The sequence below is a fragment of the Spirosoma fluminis genome (assembly GCF_054778895.1).
In genome coordinates, this window is sequence record NZ_BAAGZD010000004.1 from 295,455 (window position 1) to 314,603 (window position 19,149).

The 19,149-nt window shown below is 51.9% G+C and carries 19 protein-coding genes; 9 read left to right on the forward strand and 10 right to left on the reverse strand.

Annotated features, from left to right (window positions below):
- Positions 1-50: 50 nt before the first annotated feature.
- Positions 51-1,346, reverse strand: coding sequence for an NAD(P)/FAD-dependent oxidoreductase (locus tag ACYVBJ_RS06655; protein ID WP_460981511.1), 1,296 nt, complete (start codon positions 1,344-1,346; stop codon positions 51-53).
- A 223-nt stretch (positions 1,347-1,569) separates the two neighbouring features.
- On the opposite strand from ACYVBJ_RS06655, the gene ACYVBJ_RS06660 reads away from it, so the two are divergent.
- The 7 genes from ACYVBJ_RS06660 to ACYVBJ_RS06690 all read left to right on the forward strand — a co-directional run bounded on the left by ACYVBJ_RS06660 (position 1,570) and on the right by ACYVBJ_RS06690 (position 7,592).
- A complete protein-coding gene (locus ACYVBJ_RS06660; protein ID WP_460981512.1) occupies positions 1,570-2,184 on the forward strand; it encodes an anthranilate synthase component II in 615 nt (204 codons plus the stop codon).
- On the forward strand, positions 2,181-2,957 hold the full coding sequence (locus ACYVBJ_RS06665; RefSeq protein WP_460981513.1) for an alpha/beta fold hydrolase: 777 nt from the start codon (positions 2,181-2,183) through the stop codon (positions 2,955-2,957). The genes ACYVBJ_RS06660 and ACYVBJ_RS06665 overlap by 4 nt, the downstream gene beginning before the upstream one ends.
- Positions 2,958-3,111: 154 nt before the next feature.
- Positions 3,112-3,780 carry a CBS domain-containing protein gene (locus ACYVBJ_RS06670; protein WP_460981514.1) on the forward strand — a complete coding sequence of 223 codons (669 nt, stop codon included), beginning with the start codon at positions 3,112-3,114 and terminating at the stop codon, positions 3,778-3,780.
- Positions 3,781-3,862: 82 nt separating this feature from the next.
- Positions 3,863-4,738 carry an NAD kinase gene (locus ACYVBJ_RS06675; RefSeq protein ID WP_460981515.1) on the forward strand — a complete coding sequence of 292 codons (876 nt, stop codon included), beginning with the start codon at positions 3,863-3,865 and terminating at the stop codon, positions 4,736-4,738.
- Positions 4,739-4,924: 186 nt separating this feature from the next.
- A complete protein-coding gene (locus tag ACYVBJ_RS06680; protein WP_460981516.1) occupies positions 4,925-5,920 on the forward strand; it encodes a DUF6089 family protein in 996 nt (331 codons plus the stop codon).
- A gap of 89 nt (positions 5,921-6,009) precedes the next feature.
- Positions 6,010-6,663, forward strand: a complete 654-nt coding sequence (gene porG, locus ACYVBJ_RS06685) for a type IX secretion system protein PorG (RefSeq protein WP_460981517.1) — start codon at positions 6,010-6,012, stop codon at positions 6,661-6,663.
- A gap of 137 nt (positions 6,664-6,800) precedes the next feature.
- A complete protein-coding gene (locus ACYVBJ_RS06690; RefSeq protein ID WP_460981518.1) occupies positions 6,801-7,592 on the forward strand; it encodes a M23 family metallopeptidase in 792 nt (263 codons plus the stop codon).
- A 75-nt stretch (positions 7,593-7,667) separates the two neighbouring features.
- On the opposite strand, the gene ACYVBJ_RS06695 is transcribed toward ACYVBJ_RS06690, so the two are convergent.
- The 3 genes from ACYVBJ_RS06695 to ACYVBJ_RS06705 form a co-directional block, all read right to left on the reverse strand.
- Positions 7,668-7,874 carry a hypothetical protein gene (locus ACYVBJ_RS06695; protein WP_460981519.1) on the reverse strand — a complete coding sequence of 69 codons (207 nt, stop codon included), beginning with the start codon at positions 7,872-7,874 and terminating at the stop codon, positions 7,668-7,670.
- 4 nt (positions 7,875-7,878) lie between these two features.
- Positions 7,879-9,387, reverse strand: a complete 1,509-nt coding sequence (locus tag ACYVBJ_RS06700; RefSeq protein ID WP_460981520.1) for a CCA tRNA nucleotidyltransferase — start codon at positions 9,385-9,387, stop codon at positions 7,879-7,881.
- A gap of 64 nt (positions 9,388-9,451) precedes the next feature.
- Positions 9,452-9,994 (reverse strand): L-threonylcarbamoyladenylate synthase, encoded by a 543-nt coding sequence (locus ACYVBJ_RS06705; RefSeq protein WP_460981521.1) that lies wholly within the window; start codon positions 9,992-9,994, stop codon positions 9,452-9,454.
- A gap of 170 nt (positions 9,995-10,164) precedes the next feature.
- On the opposite strand from ACYVBJ_RS06705, the gene ACYVBJ_RS06710 reads away from it, so the two are divergent.
- Positions 10,165-11,286, forward strand: coding sequence for an AI-2E family transporter (locus tag ACYVBJ_RS06710; protein ID WP_460981522.1), 1,122 nt, complete (start codon positions 10,165-10,167; stop codon positions 11,284-11,286).
- Between the two features lie 281 nt (positions 11,287-11,567).
- Positions 11,568-12,044, forward strand: a complete 477-nt coding sequence (locus ACYVBJ_RS06715; protein ID WP_460981523.1) for a GNAT family N-acetyltransferase — start codon at positions 11,568-11,570, stop codon at positions 12,042-12,044.
- An 82-nt stretch (positions 12,045-12,126) separates the two neighbouring features.
- Here ACYVBJ_RS06715 and ACYVBJ_RS06720 read toward each other — a convergent pair whose 3' ends face one another.
- The 6 genes from ACYVBJ_RS06720 to ACYVBJ_RS06745 all read right to left on the reverse strand — a co-directional run bounded on the left by ACYVBJ_RS06720 (position 12,127) and on the right by ACYVBJ_RS06745 (position 19,064).
- The gene (locus ACYVBJ_RS06720) at positions 12,127-12,486 is read right to left on the reverse strand and encodes a hypothetical protein (RefSeq protein WP_460981524.1); all 360 of its coding nucleotides are present in this window, start codon (positions 12,484-12,486) and stop codon (positions 12,127-12,129) included.
- 90 nt (positions 12,487-12,576) lie between these two features.
- The gene (locus tag ACYVBJ_RS06725; protein ID WP_460981525.1) at positions 12,577-13,350 is read right to left on the reverse strand and encodes a DUF5958 family protein; all 774 of its coding nucleotides are present in this window, start codon (positions 13,348-13,350) and stop codon (positions 12,577-12,579) included.
- A gap of 390 nt (positions 13,351-13,740) precedes the next feature.
- Positions 13,741-14,115, reverse strand: coding sequence for a DUF3471 domain-containing protein (locus tag ACYVBJ_RS06730; RefSeq protein WP_460981526.1), 375 nt, complete (start codon positions 14,113-14,115; stop codon positions 13,741-13,743).
- A 69-nt stretch (positions 14,116-14,184) separates the two neighbouring features.
- On the reverse strand, positions 14,185-15,033 hold the full coding sequence (locus tag ACYVBJ_RS06735) for a ThuA domain-containing protein (protein WP_460981527.1): 849 nt from the start codon (positions 15,031-15,033) through the stop codon (positions 14,185-14,187).
- 91 nt (positions 15,034-15,124) lie between these two features.
- A complete protein-coding gene (locus tag ACYVBJ_RS06740) occupies positions 15,125-16,165 on the reverse strand; it encodes a sugar phosphate isomerase/epimerase family protein (protein ID WP_460981528.1) in 1,041 nt (346 codons plus the stop codon).
- Between the two features lie 124 nt (positions 16,166-16,289).
- The gene (locus tag ACYVBJ_RS06745; RefSeq protein ID WP_460981529.1) at positions 16,290-19,064 is read right to left on the reverse strand and encodes a PQQ-dependent sugar dehydrogenase; all 2,775 of its coding nucleotides are present in this window, start codon (positions 19,062-19,064) and stop codon (positions 16,290-16,292) included.
- Between the last annotated feature and the right edge of the window lie 85 nt (positions 19,065-19,149).

The following is a 19,149-nucleotide window of genomic DNA, read 5'->3' on the forward strand; positions in this document are numbered from 1 at the left end:
AGCAAACAAATTTACCGTAAAATCAACGCGCTTTTGTGTCTGAGGTACGGTTAAACCGCTTGCTGCTGCCAGATCAGTTCGGCTACTTCGCGGCCCGTTTTCATAGCCGCATTGAGCGAGGGATAAGCGGTTTGGTCACCACACTGATATAGGTTCTCGGAACGTTTCAGCGGTTGGTGAATGGCATCCGGGCCGTAAGCGGGGAGCGCCTGCGGCAGATGATACGTCCGGAGGTGCCGCCACTGCTTTACATCCTCACCAAACCAGCCGGTCAGTTCGCGCTGAATTCGCTCGGTCAGAGCATCTTCATCTACCGTTTCCAGTCCTTGTGTACTGACCGAAATCAGCGTTTGTGGGGCCGACGCGAGCGTGTTCGCCGTCGCGTATTCGGGCGCTACGTCGGTCATAATGGCCAGGTTGTGAACCGGGGAACTCCGCTGCGGATTCAGCATCAGCAGTCGTTGCCGGGAAGCTGGTAGGGGAACCCCGGCGGGAGCTGCGAAATACGTGCAGGTGGTGTGGTTGAAGGCGGGCAGGGCGGGGGCCGGAGCACCGGTCAGACGAGCCGCCTGTGCTGCATCGACTGCTACTACCACCGCGCGCCCGGTGAGTGTTTCGCCTGTATCAAGCTCAAGCCGGTTTCCATCAATTCGCTTCACCACCGATTGTAAGCGAATCTGGCCCGGATCGAGTCGGCTGGCGAGTTGAGCCGGAATGGCCGACATACCGGAAGCAGGTACGGCCGCATCGCCGATGAAAAACATCCGAAAGCAGAATTCGAAGAAATTACTCGACGTACTGAGCGCATCTTCCAGAAAAACACCCCCGAAAAAAGGGCGAAAAAACTGCTCAATCATCCGCTCCGAAAAGCCAGTTTCGTGCAGGAAGGCGAGCGTAGTGGTTGGCGTTTGCTGAAATAGTTCGCCAAGGGAAACCTGCTGCGTTCGGCGCAGCAACGCAACGATACGTAGTTTATCAGCGAACGTTCCAACGGGGGAGGTGAGCGTTTGAAAGACAGCACTGGGTTCCTGAACCGGATTCAGCAACGTCATCCACGGCGACGAGCTATCCGGTCGATGGTCGCGGATGAGCGCCCCCGAGCGGAACGTCCGCAGATCGAGTGCGGCATAGTTCAACAGACGCCGTGCTTCGGGGTAAGCCGTCAGCAGAATCTGAAAGCCCCGATCGAGCCGAAACCCGTCGACGAGATCCGTTCGAACCCGCCCCCCAACCCCATCGCTGGCTTCGAGTACCAACGCCTTGATACCGGCTTGCTTTAGGTACGCGGCACAGGTCAGGCCAGCCATACCGGCCCCAACGATAATTACGGGTGAATCAGTGGACATAAAACAGAAGGAATAAATCCAGCAGAATGAAGGCCAAAGTTACACGCTATACCGACCGATTCACGGTTCAGTAATTTACGAGGATAGTATTTTTTTTATAAAAATTAAATAATTCTAATAGTAATAAAACGTAATGCATTGACAGTCAATATGTATATTAAATTGGCTGTTTATTTTTCTTAGAAATTGTTAATTTTGGCCTGTTCCTTTTTGTTAGCTGGTCATGAACCTACTGGTTGTTGACAACTTCGATTCGTTCACCTACATGCTCGTGGATTACCTGCGGCAGACCGGCGCGAATTGCCGGGTTGTTCGAAACAACGACTCCTTGGAGCGGTTGTGCCAGCGGGGGGTTGACGGAGTGGTGCTTTCGCCCGGACCGGGAACCCCGCTCACGGCCGGACGGCTCTCGGAGGTTATCCAGTATTATCATCAGCGAGTTCCAATGCTTGGCGTTTGTCTGGGGCACCAGGCGCTGGGCGAGTTTTTTGGCGCGAAACTGGCGAAAGCCGGTCAGCCGATGCACGGAAAGACGTCCAGCATCAGAACGCTCACCGACGATCTGCTCTGGAACGGGTTGCCGGGCGTATTTACCGTAACGCGCTATCACTCGCTGCTGCTGACGGACCTGCCCGATACGCTGGTGCCTTTAGCCGTTACCGATCAGGGCGAGCTGATGGCGTTACGTCATCGGACTTTGCCGCTCTGGGGCGTTCAGTTCCACCCCGAAGCGGCTCTGACCGAACATGGATTGCGTATGTTGACGAACTGGATTGCGTTTACGTTGTTAAGCAGTAGGAAGGCTAACACCTCATCATTAACTGTAGAATACCTATGAATTACCAGATCCGCGAAGAAGCAGGCTTCCGCTACGTCGACGAAGGAGAAGGCGAAGTGTTTTTATTGCTACACGGTCTGTTTGGTGCCCTGAGTAACTGGGACAGCGTTATCAATACGTTTGCTGACCGGTACCGGGTTGTTATTCCACTGCTTCCGATCTACGAGATGCCCATCCGGCAGGCGAGTCTGGAAGGGCTAGTGGCGTTTATCGAAAAGTTCGTCGCTCAGAAATCGCTGACAGACATGACCTTACTCGGTAATTCACTGGGTGGTCACCTGGCAATTCTGTATACATTTAAACACCCCGAACAGGTTCGGCGGCTGGTGCTGACCGGTAGCTCGGGGCTGTTCGAGAACGGCATGGGCGGCTCGTTTCCCAAGCGGGGTAGCTACGATTACATCGCGGAACGGGTGGCGTATACCTTCTACGACCCTAAAGTGGCCTCTAAAGAACTCATTGACGAAGTTTTTGAGATCACGAGCAGCATTCCCAAATGCATGAGTATCGTTGGCATTGCCAAGTCGGCTCAGCGCAACAACGTAGCGAAAGATTTACACCAGATTCAGGTGCCAACGCTGCTTGTCTGGGGGCTCAACGATACTATTACGCCCGCTGAAGTAGGCCACGAATTCAACCGGCTGATCGCGCATTCGAAACTCTATTTTATCGACAGGTGCTGCCATGCACCCATGATGGAGTGTCCGAACCGGTTCAATGAGTTGCTGGAAGACTGGCTCGTGCGCCATCCGCTCGGCGAGTTAGTGGCCTGATTGGGTAAGGCGAAGTTGAGTTTAAGCCGGGCGAAACCTTTTGCTTATACAGCCGATTTTCCGAGTAGATAGTAAGCTTTTTCGCTAAGTTTTGGAAACTATGGCAGAATTTCACTAGTTTTCTGCCGTACAGTTTTCGTAAATAATCATTAATATGCTGGCTGCCGAACTCATAGACCCCATGCTTCCGGCTCTGAAGCCGACCGACTCTGTTGGTCAGGCGTTGGATTGGATGCAGGAACACCACGTCAGCCAACTCGTACTGACCGATCAGGGCGGTTATCGGGGCGTGGTTAGTGAAGAACTCCTGATGGACGTTTCGGACGACGAACGTCCACTGGGTGACATTATGCGCCTGTTCGAGCAGACGTATGCGTACGAAGATCAGCACCTGTTTGAGGTGCTTGGGCTGATCATTCAGCACCAGATGACGGTTGTCGCCGTACTCACCGAAGGGCAGGAGTTTCTCGGCACCATCTCGGCCAATGAACTGCTCAAACAGTTTGCTCAGGAACTTGGCGTGCAGGAAGCGGGGGCAATTCTGATCCTGAACATCAACGAGCGGGATTATTCAATGACCGAAATCAGTCGGCTTATCGAGTCTAACAACGTAAAGGTCATCAGCAGTTATTTTTCCAGTGCAGCGTACGGCATGCCCGACCGCTCGCGGCTGACCCTCAAACTGAACCGACGGGACATTGCGCCGGTCATTTCAACCCTGGAGCGGTTTGGTTACCAGATCGAAGCTGCTTTTGCCAACGCACCCGTTGAAAGCATCGATCAGGAGCGGCTCGACTCCTTACTTCGCTATCTCAATACGTAGTGGATGGGGCGGGTTCGTTTTACGCGAAGGCTGACTACTATTCACGAACCGCGCAAGCGGGTCTGCACTAACTTTAAAACGCATGAAAATTGCCATTCACGGGCGTAACTTCCCCGAATCGGCTCGGCCGTATATCCAGTCAATGTTTGAAGAACTGGCGAAACGGCAGGCTGAGGTGATCATTTCAGCTGGCTACCGGGAGTTTCTGGATGCGGCTGGCGTTGCTCACTACAGCGAGGCCACCTACACGGTTGAGCAGGGCGTCGACAATGCCGACTTTATTTTCAGCCTGGGGGGCGATGGCACCCTGCTCGATGCCGTTACGCATGTCGGGTTTCACCAAATTCCCATCATCGGTATCAACATCGGGCGTTTAGGCTTTCTTGCCACGGTAGCGCCTGCCTCCGTGCGGCTCATGATCGACGCGCTGTTTAATGAGCAGTATAGTATCGACGAGCGAACGTTGGTGAGTGTGCGCTCCAGCCAGGATATTTTTGGTGACTTGCCCTTTGGCCTGAACGATTTCACCATCACACGTACGCAAACGTCGTCGATGATTACGGTACATGCGTACCTGGACGGGGAATTCCTGAACTCGTACTGGGCCGACGGGCTGATTATTTCAACCCCTTCGGGATCTACCGGCTACTCGCTCAGCTGCGGAGGCCCCGTGCTGCTGCCCCAAACGAATAACTTTATCATCACGCCCATCAGCCCGCACAACCTGAATGTTCGCCCTATGATTGTTATGGACAGCTGTCAACTGGCGTTCGAGGTTGAAAGCCGCAGCGGTAATTTTCTGGCCGCGCTGGATTCCCGCTCCTTTACCGTCGATACGTCAGTGCGCATTAGCGTTCAGAAAGAAGCGTTTAAAGCCCGGTTGGTTAAGCTGCGGGATGATAACTTCCTGAACACGCTCCGCAGCAAACTGAACTGGGGCTGGGACATTCGCAATTGAGGTTGACAACCCGTGTGGTTTACCCCCGTTCCGTTGCCTCGTTTAGTTATATTATTTCGGGTTCATTCGGCCTGAATCGGGTCTATGGCATAATTTTTAGTGCATATTGCCAATAAAAGCCGCGCAGTTGCCGTTTCGGAAATGGCTGGCTTACCAGTTCACGGTTGATTCACGTATTTCGTCCATATGAAGACATGTAAGATTTTAGCAGCGGGGGCAGCAACCCTTTGTTTGCTAGGGGGCCAGATTACTGATAGTTTGGCGCAGCGACGGCCAAATACACGGTTTGCGCCTTATTCATCCGTTACCTTCGGTGTCGGTACGTCTACTTACCTGGGTGATCTGGCCGGTTATCGTCAGCCGCTCAGAACGTTAACTACCTTGCCCCGCTGGAATGTCGGCCTTGGCTATACCCGGCAGTTTACGCCCCATTTCGCGGCCCGTGCCATGTTTACCTGGGCGCGAATCACCGGTGACGACTATACTTTCAATAAGAACAACATCGAACAAAATGTTGTCCAGTACGCCCGGAACTTGCACTTTCGGAATGATCTGAAAGAATTTGCCCTGACCGGTATCTATAATTTTGTTGAAGACGGGCGGAACTCGAATGCTCGTGCGAAATTTACGCCTTATCTGTTTGGTGGACTCGCCGTGGTTGCGCACAGCCCTGAGGCCCGCACGCCCGCTGACCCGGCTAATGGTGACGAACGGCGGTGGGTAAAACTCCAGCCCCTGCACACCGAAGGCCAGGGGCAACCTGGTCGCGATAAGCCGTATTCGCTGGTTACGGTAGCCATACCGGTTGGCTTTGGCGTACGTTACGCCTTAAATCAAAACTTTAATATCGGCGTCGAGATCGGCTATCGATATACCTTCACCGATTACCTGGACGATGTCGGTTCTGGAAGCTACCCCGACCCGGCTACGCTCGAAGGACTGGCAACTGTAATGTCCAATCGTCGCTTTGAAGAAGTGGCGGCCCGGAAGAATGTACCCGGCCGGTACCAAAAGCTCGCTGATCTCTTTCAGTCTCGCCCTGATCTACAGGGGACCATACAAAACGCTTTAGAGACGCCCGTTCGTGGCGGAGATAACATCCTGCCTGATGGGTATTTATTAACGAATTTCTCGATCCATTACATCATACCGGGAAAAATCAAATGCCCGCCTATTAAGTAGACCACGTATAGCGCTGCTGACGGTACAGTTGGTATCGCCAGCAACGGTATATAGGGTGGCTACAGTGTTTTATGCAGAACCAATCATGTGTGATAGCCCGACTGCTCCTGGTCGGGCTTTTTATCAGTTTCAGTGCACAGGCGCAGAAAATTGAGGTCGGTGGTGGGCTGGGCGGAATGCTCTACAAAGGAGACGTACTGCCTGCGCTGAATCCGCTGTACTACGGTCCGGCCGCCGGTTTGTTCTTTCGGTACAACGCGTCGCGGTCGTTCTCGATCCGGGCGGGTATGGCAACCGGGGTGCTGCGTGGCGAAGACCGGGCCAGTAATGATCCGCTGCGGCAGGCGCGTAACTATGCGTTTCGGACTACGTTAGGCGAGGCCACTGTCGATCTGGAATACAATTTTCTGAACTATAAGCTACAGCCCAAAGCCCGCAACTGGACTCCCTATGTGTTTGCTGGCGTTGGCTTGTCGAACTTCAAAAACTCGGTTATTAAGGCCCGAGGTATTCTGAATTTCCCGTTGGGGATTGGCGTGAAATACGAAATCAACCGTCCCTGGAGCGTTGGTCTGGAGTTTGGCACCCGCTTTACCCGCAATGATTACCTGGATGGCTTAGGTGAACGTACGTTTGGCGTAACCACGAACAAACTTGCTCAGGGGAATCCTGCCCTCAGCGACAGCTATACGTATACAGCCGTGACGCTTAGCTACACGTTTTATCGCATCGTTTGCCCGTAGCGGGTTCGTTCTCCTGAACGTATTGGAAAAATAGGCGCTGCTGTCTGAGTTAAAGGCATACGCTAGTCATCCTACTTTGTGTATTTTTGGGGCTTAACCTGGGAAAATAAGTAGTGAAGATTGATGTAACTTCGTTCATGCGTGCAGTAGGTATCGTGGGTGCATTTTTAGTGGGAAGCCTGAATATGGCTTCATCACAGGTCGTCAACAGTAACTCGACGGAGCCGACGCTATATACGTACTGCCAGCGATTTCAAACGTTGTATACACAGATCAGAGAGCAGCGCGTTACGCCCGACTCGGCCCGGATGGAATTCAGTGCCATCATGCGCGGTTTGCAGGAGCGCTTCCAAAGTGACGAAAGCTACCGGCAGGATTCGCTGCAACGGGATAGCCTCCGCCGAACGGGGCGGTATTTTGCGTTTCCCATTCGGGGGTATACCCCCAGCGCTATAGGTGGAACCCACGGTGAAGGCTACCGGGGTACCGGCTTCGACTTGTTTGACTACGCCGTTCGGGGGAGTCACCCCGCCCAGGATATTTTCATTACCGACCGCAATCAGGATATTGCCGATGACCGCACTGGCAAACCCGTTGATATTCTGGCTATGAGTAGCGGGCTGGTAATCGGTATCGAAACCGCCTGGCAACCCGGTTCAGAATATCGGGGCGGCAACTGGATTTGGGTCTATGACCCGACGCTTCATGGCTTGTTCTATTACGCCCACAACAGTCAGGTCGACGTAGCGCCGGGGCAGTGGGTTCAGGCCGGGGAGAAGCTGGCCGAAATGGGCCGTACGGGCTACAACGCCTATAAAACCCGCTCACCGACGCACCTCCACCTGATGTACCTCCAGATCAAGCCCGACGGGTTGCCGCAGCCACTCAATACGTACGAATGGCTGCTCACCGCCCGCCTGTCGAAATGAGATATCCAGTTGCAGAGTTGGCTTACGCTTCATTACTTATACAACTGGATAACGCTGAAACGGTATAACGCTCGGTTACGATTCGCGGACCAGGTTGACGCCGGTAATGAGGAAAATCATGCCGACGATGAACGGAGCGGCCGCTTCGACTTTCGATACACTCATCCCCAGTACTGGTTTACCGTTCGACAGGAACGCTACTAAAGCAAATAGAATCACAACTACGCCCAGAATGGTGAGTGATGCGCCGAAGAAGCGCCGAAAATTGGTGTTATTCTCCATGTATTCAGTTAGACAAATGTTCGTTTTCGACAAAAGCAGCCTGAAGGCTGCTTAGTTCGTTCAGGTTCTTTGATACAACCAGCCCTCGTTTTTTGCCCTCTTCAACAAGAAACGGATAGGCCCCTTCGAGGGTATTCGGCACTATACCATCCAGAATTGCCTCCCGCACTACCGTTTTAAGTTCGCCTACTTCTTTAGATGGAGGCAGATTAAACGCTGCCATAATCAATTCACCCGTGATAACTGGCTGGAAGCTGCGCAGTTTGTCGCGTTCTTCCAGATCGTGAAGTTTACGTTCAACCTTATCGAAATTGCGCAGGTGTTTCTGCACCTTTTCGTAGTTCTTGGAGGTGATGTCGGCGCGGCAGAGTGCCATAAGGCCGTCCAGGTCGTCGCCTGCATCGACCAGTAGCCGACGCAGGGCTGAGTCGGTGATCTGCTCCTTGGTCAGCGCAATCGGGCGAAGGTGTAGCCGGACGAGCTTCTGCACAAACCGCATGTGTTCGTTCAGAGGAAGCTTCATGGTCCGAAAAATGCCCGGTACCCAGCGAGCCCCCAGATCTTCGTGCCCATGAAATGTCCAGCCTACTTTCTGGTCGAACCGTTTCGTGGCAGGTTTGGCAATATCGTGCAACAGCGCGGCCCAGCGTAACCAAAGTTCATTAGCGTGCAGCACGGGCGACTGATTCGTGCGGTTAGCGATGTTATCGAGTACCTGAAGGGTATGGTAAAAATTATCTTTATGCCCTTTTCCTTCGATCGTTTCCACACCCTTCAGCGCGACTAGTTCAGGGAAAATCCGATCTAACAGGCCAGCATGGTAAAGCAGCTTGAAACCGTACGAAGGGATGGGTGAAAGGATCGTTTTGTTCAGCTCATCGGTGATGCGCTCCCGAGAAACAATGGTAATGCGTTCGTTCATGCGTACAATCGCGTCGAACGTATCGGGCTCAATGTCGAAGTTAAGCTGCGACGCAAAGCGAATAGCCCGCATCATCCGAAGCGGATCGTCAGAAAACGTAATGTCGGGGTCGAGCGGTGTCCTGATGATTTTTCGTTTGAGGTCCTTCAGGCCGTCGAAGGGATCAATCAATTCACCGTACTGGCTGGCGTTGAGGCTAATGCTCATGGCGTTGATGGTGAAATCGCGCCGGTTCTGGTCATCTTCCAACGTTCCATCTTCTACGATCGGCTTGCGCGAGTCGCTCCGGTACGATTCCTTCCGCGCTCCCACAAACTCTATCTCCCAATCCTGGCCGTTATGTTCAGTCCGAAGCATGGCTGTGCCGAAGCTCGGGAACTGAGCTACGTTGGTATGCAACGCCTTACCGACGGCCTCTGCCAGCGTAATGCCGCTTCCAATGCAGACGATGTCGATGTCTTTGGAAGGACGACCCAGTACCAGATCGCGCACGAATCCGCCAATAACGTAGGCTCGTACGCCAAGGGTATCGGCTTCGCGGGCGATCCGGTTAAAGACTGGATTTTTATGTAAGGTATCGCTAAAATTCATATATCCTGAGGTTCGCCGTTCGTCAGTCAGTTAGTCTACCAACCATGATTGACGAACGGCGAACTTATTTTCTAATAAAACGAACCGTTCCATCCACACCCAGCCGCATGATTCTAGGCCGTTTAGGCATGGCCGGAAGCGTTCCGAACCGGTTTGTCGTAAGGTCTTCAAGAGCAGGTGGCCAGACGAGCGATTCGAACGGAATCGTGAGCAACCCCCGGCCGAAACTACCGATCAATCGCTGCACGTTGCTGCTCAGCGACCGACGTACGGCGACTTCGGCACTTGACGTACCGCTCGCCTGTGCGACGAGAACCGACAGGTTCTTGCCCTGATCATAGACGACCGTTAACGGATTGTCGGCAAACTCAACCAGATCGTAGGCCACATCAGGGACTTTCGTTACGTATAGCCCGAGCTGATCGGTATGCTCAATGAGCACCGTTGGCTGTAAACCCAAGGGCATGCCGGTTCGGGCCGTCAACAGAGTTTCAACAGCCGCATCGTTTATCGGATCGGCCGCCAGAGACCAGCCCGTCTCATCGGCCAGGGCAATAAGTTGACCCTGCCGGAGCTGGTAGGCAATATCGCGGATAGTAGGTGTCATGATTAATTAACCCGCAAAAGTACGCCAAGTTTAGCGAAACCGGATGAGTTGACGCCCAGATGAGACTAATTCCGCCCGGCATAACCGGCGTGTGAGATGACGGTAGCCGAAAACGTATAGTTGTAGGCGTTAAAGAATACTGTATTTTGCGATCGGCAAACATCTTCCTTATGAACTCCGAGCCGAGCCGACCGTATCACTATCATCAGTTTTCGCATAGCTTGTTATCGCTGGCTATTCTCACCGTTGCCATTTACCTGGGGCAGGATATTCTGGTACCGCTGGCAATGGCGGGGCTGCTGGCAGTGCTGTTGCGACCCGTAGAAAGCTGGTTACTTCGGCTCGGTATGCATAAGGTCTTTGCCATTAGCCTGGCCTTGCTGCTGGCGATAATCGCGATTGCCGGTGTCGCTATTGTTTTATCGATGCAACTGGCTGATTTTACCGATGATCTGCCCAAGATCAGGCAGCACCTGAACGATCTGTACGACGAAGTTCGGCGCTGGGTTCGTCGGGAATATAATGTCAGCTACCGACAGCAGGACAGATACATAAAGCAGGCGCAGGCGCAAACGCTGGATACGTTACAGACGGTCAATACGTTAGGCATCATTACCGGACCGCTGGGGACGTTGATCTTACTGCCTATCTATGTGTTTCTGCTCCTGTATTACCGGTCGATGCTGCTGCACTTTGTGGTGGTGCTTTTCCCCGAGAAACATACCATACGGGTCCGCGAGGTACTCGCTGAAATCAAAGGGGTCATCCAAAGCTACGTAGTAGGTTTACTAATTGAAACGGCTTGCGTAGCGGTGCTCAACTGGGTTGGCCTGCTTCTGCTGGGCGTGCAGTACGCCCTGTTGCTGGGTATTATGGGGGCTATTTTAAACCTGGTCCCTTATATCGGTGGTCTGGTGGCTACGGTGTTGACCGTTGTTATTACCATGAGTTACCAGCCTGATCTGTCGCTGGTGATTGGCGTTGTGGGCGTTTTTCTGTTTGTGCAATTCATTGATAACAACGTACTTGTGCCCCTTATTGTGGCCTCTAAAGTACGTATCAATGCCCTGGTGTCGATTGTAGGGGTGTTGGTTGGGGGCGCGTTGGCAGGGGTATCGGGTATGTTTCTGTCCATTCCGGCGATCGCAATCATGAAAGTCATTTTCGACCGGGTCGACAGCCTGCGGGCCTGGGGTGTGCTGCTGGGTGATCAAACGCCCGAACAGGCCGGTAATAACCTGTTTCGCTTACCCCGACGGCGCCGAAAAGCAGTCCCCGAAGAAGGAAAATAATTAGCAGCCTACGTCAGTTTCAGGAAGCTTATCTAATACCCGACTGTTTACAATCACCTAATACCTACTTATGGTGTATAGGCACGGCAACGCCATGCATCAATGACGTAGCGTGCAATGAATCAGCATGTTAGCTGCCTACAAACAGCAAGCGTAAAACAAACACTACCTGCTTTTCGCACTAAGTAACCGTTCCCTCAAAACATTGTCGTTATAGGCTGGCAAGCGTATATATTTAAGCCCTGTCTCAACCGTTCAACGATTCTCCAACAGCCGCTACAATGACGCCTATAGAAGTTGCCCATTTACGTGATGCAGCCGAGATTCTTTCACTCCAAAAGCAGGTCTATTTAGCCGAAGCGCGTTTGCACGATGATTACACTATTCCTCCTTTGCTTCAGTCGATGCATAGCGTAGAAGACGAGTTCCGGGCCGGTATTGTGTTGAAGCTAGTTAGAGAAGGTCGGATTATTGGGTCAGTACGGACTTTTCGGCAGGATCAGACCTGCTTTATCAGCAAGCTCATCGTTGATCAGGCTTACCAGAATCAAGGGTTAGGCAGGCAGTTGATTAGCCAGGCCGAACAGCACCATCCTGATGTGCACCGGTTCGAATTGTGCGCCGGCCATAAGAGCACCAACAGTGTCTACTTGTATCAGCGGCTGGGCTACGAGGAGTTCAACCGGCGTACGGTAAGTGAAAAGTTAACCTTGATCTACTTCCAGAAGCATTCCACCAAAGTCAACGGAGCAGGCTAGTGAACGGCCTATAAGCCAGACGCATTTATGGGGTATAAGCGGTACGCGGTAACGCAATCGGTGGTGTGTAAACAGGATTATACTAGAGCATCCGTTTGCGTTTCCGGGAAAGATGTCTGGAATACAGGTTCAAAAGCAATGAGCATATTGCGCAAATCGTCAGCATCCTGCAAAAATCTGGCAAACTCCGCTGAGGAGAGGTTGCCAGAACGAGTAGGCTTGCACTGCCTACCACGACTAGCCGACCCACGATGCTGTGCTGCTCAAACTGCCTGGCTACATTTGGTTTGTAGGCGGCAAGCCCTAGTTGAATGAGCAATCCCAGCAGCAACACACCTAGTTCAATTAGACTAATAAAGTGATTGCTGATGGCAGCTACGGCAAGAGCTATCACCATGGCATTTAAAATAATGTTCCGGTAGAATTCAAAGGAGTATTTCATAAATGGTAAGAATAAAGCCGTGAACGTGATCTTGTTACCTACTATTAATAGTCAGGTTGGCGTACAATCAATTTGTGCCGACCAGTCGACTTAGCCCGAGCGAAGATCGGTGTGATACGTTTCGCGCAAATGCCTCTCCACTACGTCCCACACAATTCGATCCGCGGAGTCGGAATCTAACGTATGCCGTTTGACTAGTGCTTTACTCAGCGACTTCGTAAGTACCCGAATACCCTGCCATGGCTTGTTGTTCGTCAGCGCTGTATGCGCCGTCATCACTTCGTCGTAGGTCACAAAAGTAAACTTGCCGGGTATGTCAGGGGCGGGTTCGTCGGCTTTGGGCTGCTTGGGCTTATGGCGTTCATTCCACAGTTTTGCTATGCTGTTAAACTCACTTCGGTAGTCGGGGTTCGTATAGGTGGCTTCCACTAAATCCTGATGGCGCGTCAGAATCGCCTGTACAACCTCATTACATGACAAATCCCAATACCACCACTTTATCGATTTGTCGGATTCAGACGGGGTAATTCGCTCATAAACAGCTTTGAATACGATCGGCAGCGTTTCATGCGACTTAACGAGACCATTCCCCGACGTATCCAGGACAAACCGAAGGTGTCCTCCCTGGTACGATGATCTTCGGATTAGTTGAGCGCCTGGGTCAGTGGGCGTCATGGAAGCCGTACTGATGAACTGCTCCGTATCGGCGTCAAAAGGGCCCAATCGAAAGAGCAAAGACGATACGTCGAATAGCCACATTGCTTTCAACTCTTCGTCTTCCTTATTGAAGCGGCTCACCAGGTCTGCTTCCGACCGGACGCCCTGGGCGAATTGGTAGGCTTGTATTTCCTCTTCCAGGCTCATAGTTCGGTTCGATACGTAGCACTACGTGAAACGAGTACAGAAATGATTTAGTTAATCTGTCAAGCCTGCTCCCTCTTTGGATAAAGCCTGATCAGTCAGATATTTACCGAACAAACTGCACATTACATCTCGCGATGGGGCGTTTGCTAATTGACCCCAAAGTCAGTATAACCCGTTGATCACTTATTTCCTGCGCTGAATGAGTTCCGGTTCTTCAATAAACAGGACAGAGTCACCAAACGATAACGTAGTGAATACGCCCAGTCGTACCGCCAGTGACAGCAAAAAAGCCCGCACCGGATGATTCCGACACGAGCTTCAAGGCAATGTTGATTGATACGTTGTTTAGCCGCCAGTTTCTAGTAGGCGGGGGCAGCCGAAGGTAAGCGATTACGCTTCTTTTTTGCCTTCAAAGCTCATGCCCTGTGCATCGAGCGTAATGCTGGTCACTTTTTTGTTTTCATCCCGATTAAACTTCAGCGTGGCCCGGCCATCCGCATCAAACTTATCGGTAGTATCTTTAATTGGGGTCAGCGGGCCTTCTTCTGTACCGGTATTAACGGTCAGTTTGCCGTCTTTTACGGCGATGGTGAGGTAATCAAAAGGTAGTCCTTCAAATTTGTACTTACCCACGTACTGGTTCAGATCGACCGGGTCATCAGTACGTTGCTGATTCGTTACAGAAGGATTGCTAACCGCAGGAGCGGCCGCATAAACGGCTGACAGGGAAAGAGCACAGGCAAGGGTTAAGGCGAACTTTTTCATGCTAATCGCTTTGCTAAAAACTGTGGTTGATTAATTTTCAAATCTACGGATTATACGCTCACAGTGCGCCTATCGTATGGACCAGTGGAGGGCATTCTCTACTAAACGAACGAAATCAGCGTCCTGCCATACTTCTTTCGAGTGGCCCATGGATGTGTAAAAGGTCTTCCCCTTGCCAACGGACCGATACCAGGCGACTGGGTGATACTTACCCATCCCAAAGTTTTTATTTTTAATCCACAACATATTACCGTTGGGGATGATCTTGTCTCCGTTGATGTAAGAAACGATTTTAACTCCTTTGGGCTGGTCCAGAAAGACGTACCATTCATCTTCATGCATCCACGAAGGAGGTAAATTATGAGTCAGCGTCGAGTCGGCATCCTTTTCCACCTGTACATCCGTTTTCTGCAGGTGGGGGTTAATTGGATGGTGAGAAAATTGGGTACCAAGCAGGTTCGTTTCGTACCAGGGCCAATGATGCGAGTTGTCCCCGGCTCCGTGAATACCTATTAAAGAGCCACCCGCTTCTACGTACTGGCCTAGCGCCTGCTGTTGCTCATCATTGAGCACCCGGCCCGTGGAGTTGTTGAAGATAACCGCGTTGAATTGCCGAAGCTGTTCTGGGTTAAAAACGCCCCCTTCCTCCATTTCGTAAACAAACCAGTTGTTTCGCCGGGCCATCGCCTGAAAAACCGGTTTCGAGGCATCAATGGATTCTCCGTGGCGGAAGGCCGTTGTTTTTGAAAATACTAAGATAGCGGATTGATTCGGCGGAAAATTGATCGCCGGTTTCTCTGTTTCATACGTTACCGGAAAGCCGTTTTGAATCTTGTAAAAGAACACGCCCATGGCCGCTGCTAACAGCAAGATAAGCCCGAGAACACTCCAGAGGATGATTTTGCCAATTTTTTTCACGGTGATAGGAGGCTACCGGTAGGTACGCCGGATATGGATGTGTTCTACAGGCTACCGATAGATAGCCCGTAGAACCCGATTGAGCAAATGATTAGGACAGTTCGGTACGTACGCGTTCGAGTAGCGTCTTGGTGGCTTTAATCCCGTCGCTGTTGGGTAAGTAACCGCCAGTTGGGTTATACATATTCATTAAACCCCCTTCGTACTCAATACCTACGTATCCTGTGAACCCGGCATCTTTAATGATCTTGAACATCCGGCGAAAATCCGTTTCGGTTTCGTTGCCCTTAGCATCGAACTTATGCGTTTTGGCACTTATACCTTTGGCGTAGGGCATCATTTTCTTCACCCCCTCATAGCGGTCATATTCCTTCAGGCACTTAGTGGCCATAATGCCTTTGATATCGTTGGTTTCGGGTTTGCTGCGTTGTCGGCAGAAGTTGCCAAAATCGGGTAACAGGCCCGCATTGGGCATGTTCACTTGTTTCAGTACGCCAACCAGCCAGTCGATGTTGGTCGAGTTGCCAAAGTGATTTTCGACGATGACGTTGATCTTTTGCTTCGCTGCGTATTCGAGCAGTTGATGATAGCCATCGGCCGCTGCCTTGGCCGCTTCTTCAGCCGGATCGTCGGGGGCACCGGACATGGCTATAGACGTATCACCCAGGTTCACCCGGATGGCGGTGCAGCCTAAGTATTTAGCGGCATCGACCCAGGGGTGGTGTGCGTCAACGGCTTGCTTCCGCTTGGTGGCATCCAGATCGGCAATGTTAGCCCCGTCGACCATGATGAGGTTGTTTTTCATACCCAGATCGTCGGTGCGCTGCTTTAACTCCTTGAGGTAGGTCTGGTCGGTGTGCTTGTTGTTGAAAAACATGGACACGTACTCCAGTACATTAATGCCGAACTCATTTTTGGCCCGTGCCGGGAAATCCATGTTGGTCATTTTACCGGAGAACAATTCTCCCGCAAATGAGAATTCGGCGAGCGAAATATCAAATCGGAACGCCGAAGCGGTAAATTTTTTAGCCGTCATATCGGCGAAGGTTTGAGTTGGTAAAGCAGAGGCCAGGCTCAGACCGGCGGCTGACAAGCCAAGGTGGTTCAGAAATTGACGACGGGATTGGGGCATGATCGTTTGATTTTGGGAGATGTGAGACGTATAGAGATAAGGCGGTGAGAAGAAAGACGTAGGACTCAAGCGTGTTGGGAGCGATGGTAAGGAGTTTTTCTTCTGCGTCTTACGTCTACCGTCTTCAGTTAAAAAGTTGAACGGTGATTGGGGCAAACAGAGGAGCCTTACCGGCCTTTTCGTTCTTGAAGACAAAGTATAAATCGTGTACACCGGCCACTGGCGAAAGAGTAGCTTTGGCCATACTCGGTTTAAACGCGTCGGCTGCGCTTTTTACTTCCGCTTCAGAAGGGCGCAGGTCTTCGATTTGTCCGAGTAGTGGTCCGGTCGGCGAATCGACCCGTACTTCAATGCGACCGCCAGCGGCATTTAATCCCTGTTTAGGAATCGCTACCGAAAACTCCATCGCTTTGATACCAGTCAGGTCCAGTTTGTTAAACTGCACATACGTATCCGACGCCATCACGACTACGACCGGAAGCTGGCCCGACTTGAAAATCATCGTTCCCTTCGATTGACTGTCGCTCGTTCCCAACTGAAGCAGCGGATTCCGCAGCACCAGCGCCTGCTGGGCTGTCTGGGCGGGCAGGCCGTTTGCTCCTTTATCCTTATAAGACGCTTGCAGTACCAGATTACCCTTCTGGTCTTTGGCCGGTGTAACTGTACCTTTTGTTGGTAGCAGCGGGGCTTCGACGGGTTTGTCCGACAAGGTTAGAATATACTTGACAATTTCACCTGCATCGGCCGCACCAAGTTGCGGGTGCGCGGTCATTATGGCATCGCCCCAGACGCCACCACCGCCTTTAATGATTTTAGTCGACAAGCTAGCTATCGCATTGGCGTCGCTTTTATAGCGTTTCGCTACGTCGACGAATGCCGGACCGATGGATTTCTTGTCGGTGAAGTGGCAGGCTTTGCAATCGCTCTTTTCCATCAGCACTTTGCCGTTACCCAGATACGTTGCTTCCGAAAACTTATGACTAGCCTCGCTGGCATTCTGAGCGGTAGCTTCGTCCTGATACGTCGCGCGGACCACCACCTGCCTGGGCTGAATCTTGCCCGTCGTCAGGCTGCCATCTTCTTTGTCCGTTACATTAACCTGGTAGGCAATCGGCTCACCGGGGAAGTAAAAGCTCTTATTGCCTTTCGTTAGTTGGAGGGCTACAACCGGCGGCTGGTTACCCGCTACAATGTTCAGCTCACGGGTGTCGGCCGCTCCTTTGGCATCCGTTACGGTCAGAATCGCTTTGTATTGGCCTGGTTTCTGGAACGTAAAGTTTGGGTTCGCTTCGTTCAGCACCGTCGGCTGCCCACCAGCTTTCGAATAAACCTTCCATTGGTACGTCATGGCGTCACCATCGAAGTCTTTGCTACCGTCCGACGATAAGGTCACGTTCAGCGGTACGGCTCCGGCGGTTTGGCTGGCGACTGCCTGAACGGCAGGTTTGCGGTTACCGCCGTTGTACTCGATACGAACCAGCCGCGAGTCATCATTTTTGGTAAACCAGCCGGTGCCATATTCCAGTACGTACAGATCACCATTCGGCCCAAACGCCATATCAATTGGGTGGCTGAACGCCATATTAGGCAAAAAACGCTCGACGTTCGTCATGTCGCCCTTGTCGTTGAAGCTGACCGACAGAATCAGATCGCGCATCCACTCGTAGAAGAACACTTTGCCGTTGTAATAATCCGGAAATCCCCGTTTAGCACTTTTGAAGTCGTCTTGGTAGTAGGCTGGTCCCGCCATGGCACTCCGACCACCTGAGCCCATGAACGGAAACTTCTTGGTTTCGGAGGCAGGGTAGGAGATCAGGGCTGGCTGGGCGGGCGGAAGATCGCGCAAGCCGGTGTTGTTAGGTGAATCATTGACCGGATGGGCCGGGTCGAACTGCGCTCCTTTCTTGTTAGTCGCGAAATCGATGTCGTAATAGGCTTTGTTATCGCCCACAAAATAGGGCCAGCCGAAATTACCCGCCTTGCGAGCCTGGTTGTATTCGTCTTCGGCCATGGGGCCAACCCCTGCCGAATCGACGCCCGCGTCGGGACCGACATCGCCCCAGTACAAATAACCGGTATGTTTGTCGACCGAAATGCGGTACGGGTTCCGGTGCCCCATGGTGTAGATTTCAGGCCGGGTTCTGGACATTCCTTTCGGGAATAGATTCCCGTCCGGAATGGTATACGTACCATCGGCTTCGGGATGAATACGGATGATTTTTCCGCGCAGGTCGTTGGTGTTGCCCGACGACTTTTGTGCATCCCAGGGGCCACGGCCTTCGCGCTCGTCGATAGGAGCGTATAGGGTAGCTCTGGGTGAGGTATTGTCGCCGGTGGATAGGTACAGGTTGCCATCACGATCCCAGTCAATCGAGCCGCCCGTATGGCAGCATTGCTCGCGCTGCACTGGTACTTCCAGCAACACTTTTTTGGACGAAAGCACCAACTCATCGCCTTTTAGCTCGTAGCGGGTCAGAATGTTCTTGGCTTCTGAACCGGCGGGGGAGTAATAAAGGTATATCCAGTGATTCTGAGCGAAATTTGGGTCGATGTTAACGCCCAGCAGACCATCTTCGGCTTCGGTTTCGTTCCCTTCTTTATCTTTATACTTTGTGCTGACGGGAATAGTGGCGATGGTTTTGAGTTGTTTTGTCGTTGGCGAATAGATACGTACATCGCCATGCCGCTCAATCAATAACACCCGCTCGTCGGGTAAAATCGTCATTTCCAGCGGCTCGTTGAGCTTTTCGGCCAGCACCACCTTGGTGAACCGGTTTTCTTCTGGTTTATCGCCGGGGGCATTGATGGATCTGCCAGCGTAGGCCCACAGGCCAACAGCGCCAACGCACAAAGCCGCTATTGACTGGTAGGGTTTTAAGGAAGGAAAGTTAATGCTCATTATTAATGCGTATTATGAACACAATGATAAAAATAAATTTTCAATGTGTATTTGGTACGCACTATGTTATTTTTTAGTTTTTCAG

What these genes read in the sequence shown, in the direction of transcription:
- ACYVBJ_RS06655 (WP_460981511.1), bottom strand. Translation starts at nt 1,346, where the DNA reads ATGTCCACTGATTCACCCGTAATTATCGTTGGGGCCGGTATGGCTGGC.
- ACYVBJ_RS06660 (WP_460981512.1), top strand. Translation starts at nt 1,570, where the DNA reads ATGAACCTACTGGTTGTTGACAACTTCGATTCGTTCACCTACATGCTC.
- ACYVBJ_RS06665 (WP_460981513.1), top strand. Translation starts at nt 2,181, where the DNA reads ATGAATTACCAGATCCGCGAAGAAGCAGGCTTCCGCTACGTCGACGAA.
- ACYVBJ_RS06670 (WP_460981514.1), top strand. Translation starts at nt 3,112, where the DNA reads ATGCTGGCTGCCGAACTCATAGACCCCATGCTTCCGGCTCTGAAGCCG.
- ACYVBJ_RS06675 (WP_460981515.1), top strand. Translation starts at nt 3,863, where the DNA reads ATGAAAATTGCCATTCACGGGCGTAACTTCCCCGAATCGGCTCGGCCG.
- ACYVBJ_RS06680 (WP_460981516.1), top strand. Translation starts at nt 4,925, where the DNA reads ATGAAGACATGTAAGATTTTAGCAGCGGGGGCAGCAACCCTTTGTTTG.
- ACYVBJ_RS06690 (WP_460981518.1), top strand. Translation starts at nt 6,801, where the DNA reads ATGCGTGCAGTAGGTATCGTGGGTGCATTTTTAGTGGGAAGCCTGAAT.
- ACYVBJ_RS06695 (WP_460981519.1), bottom strand. Translation starts at nt 7,874, where the DNA reads ATGGAGAATAACACCAATTTTCGGCGCTTCTTCGGCGCATCACTCACC.
- ACYVBJ_RS06700 (WP_460981520.1), bottom strand. Translation starts at nt 9,387, where the DNA reads ATGAATTTTAGCGATACCTTACATAAAAATCCAGTCTTTAACCGGATC.
- ACYVBJ_RS06705 (WP_460981521.1), bottom strand. Translation starts at nt 9,994, where the DNA reads ATGACACCTACTATCCGCGATATTGCCTACCAGCTCCGGCAGGGTCAA.
- ACYVBJ_RS06710 (WP_460981522.1), top strand. Translation starts at nt 10,165, where the DNA reads ATGAACTCCGAGCCGAGCCGACCGTATCACTATCATCAGTTTTCGCAT.
- ACYVBJ_RS06715 (WP_460981523.1), top strand. Translation starts at nt 11,568, where the DNA reads ATGACGCCTATAGAAGTTGCCCATTTACGTGATGCAGCCGAGATTCTT.
- ACYVBJ_RS06720 (WP_460981524.1), bottom strand. Translation starts at nt 12,486, where the DNA reads ATGAAATACTCCTTTGAATTCTACCGGAACATTATTTTAAATGCCATG.
- ACYVBJ_RS06725 (WP_460981525.1), bottom strand. Translation starts at nt 13,350, where the DNA reads ATGAGCCTGGAAGAGGAAATACAAGCCTACCAATTCGCCCAGGGCGTC.
- ACYVBJ_RS06730 (WP_460981526.1), bottom strand. Translation starts at nt 14,115, where the DNA reads ATGAAAAAGTTCGCCTTAACCCTTGCCTGTGCTCTTTCCCTGTCAGCC.
- ACYVBJ_RS06740 (WP_460981528.1), bottom strand. Translation starts at nt 16,165, where the DNA reads ATGCCCCAATCCCGTCGTCAATTTCTGAACCACCTTGGCTTGTCAGCC.
- ACYVBJ_RS06745 (WP_460981529.1), bottom strand. Translation starts at nt 19,064, where the DNA reads ATGAGCATTAACTTTCCTTCCTTAAAACCCTACCAGTCAATAGCGGCT.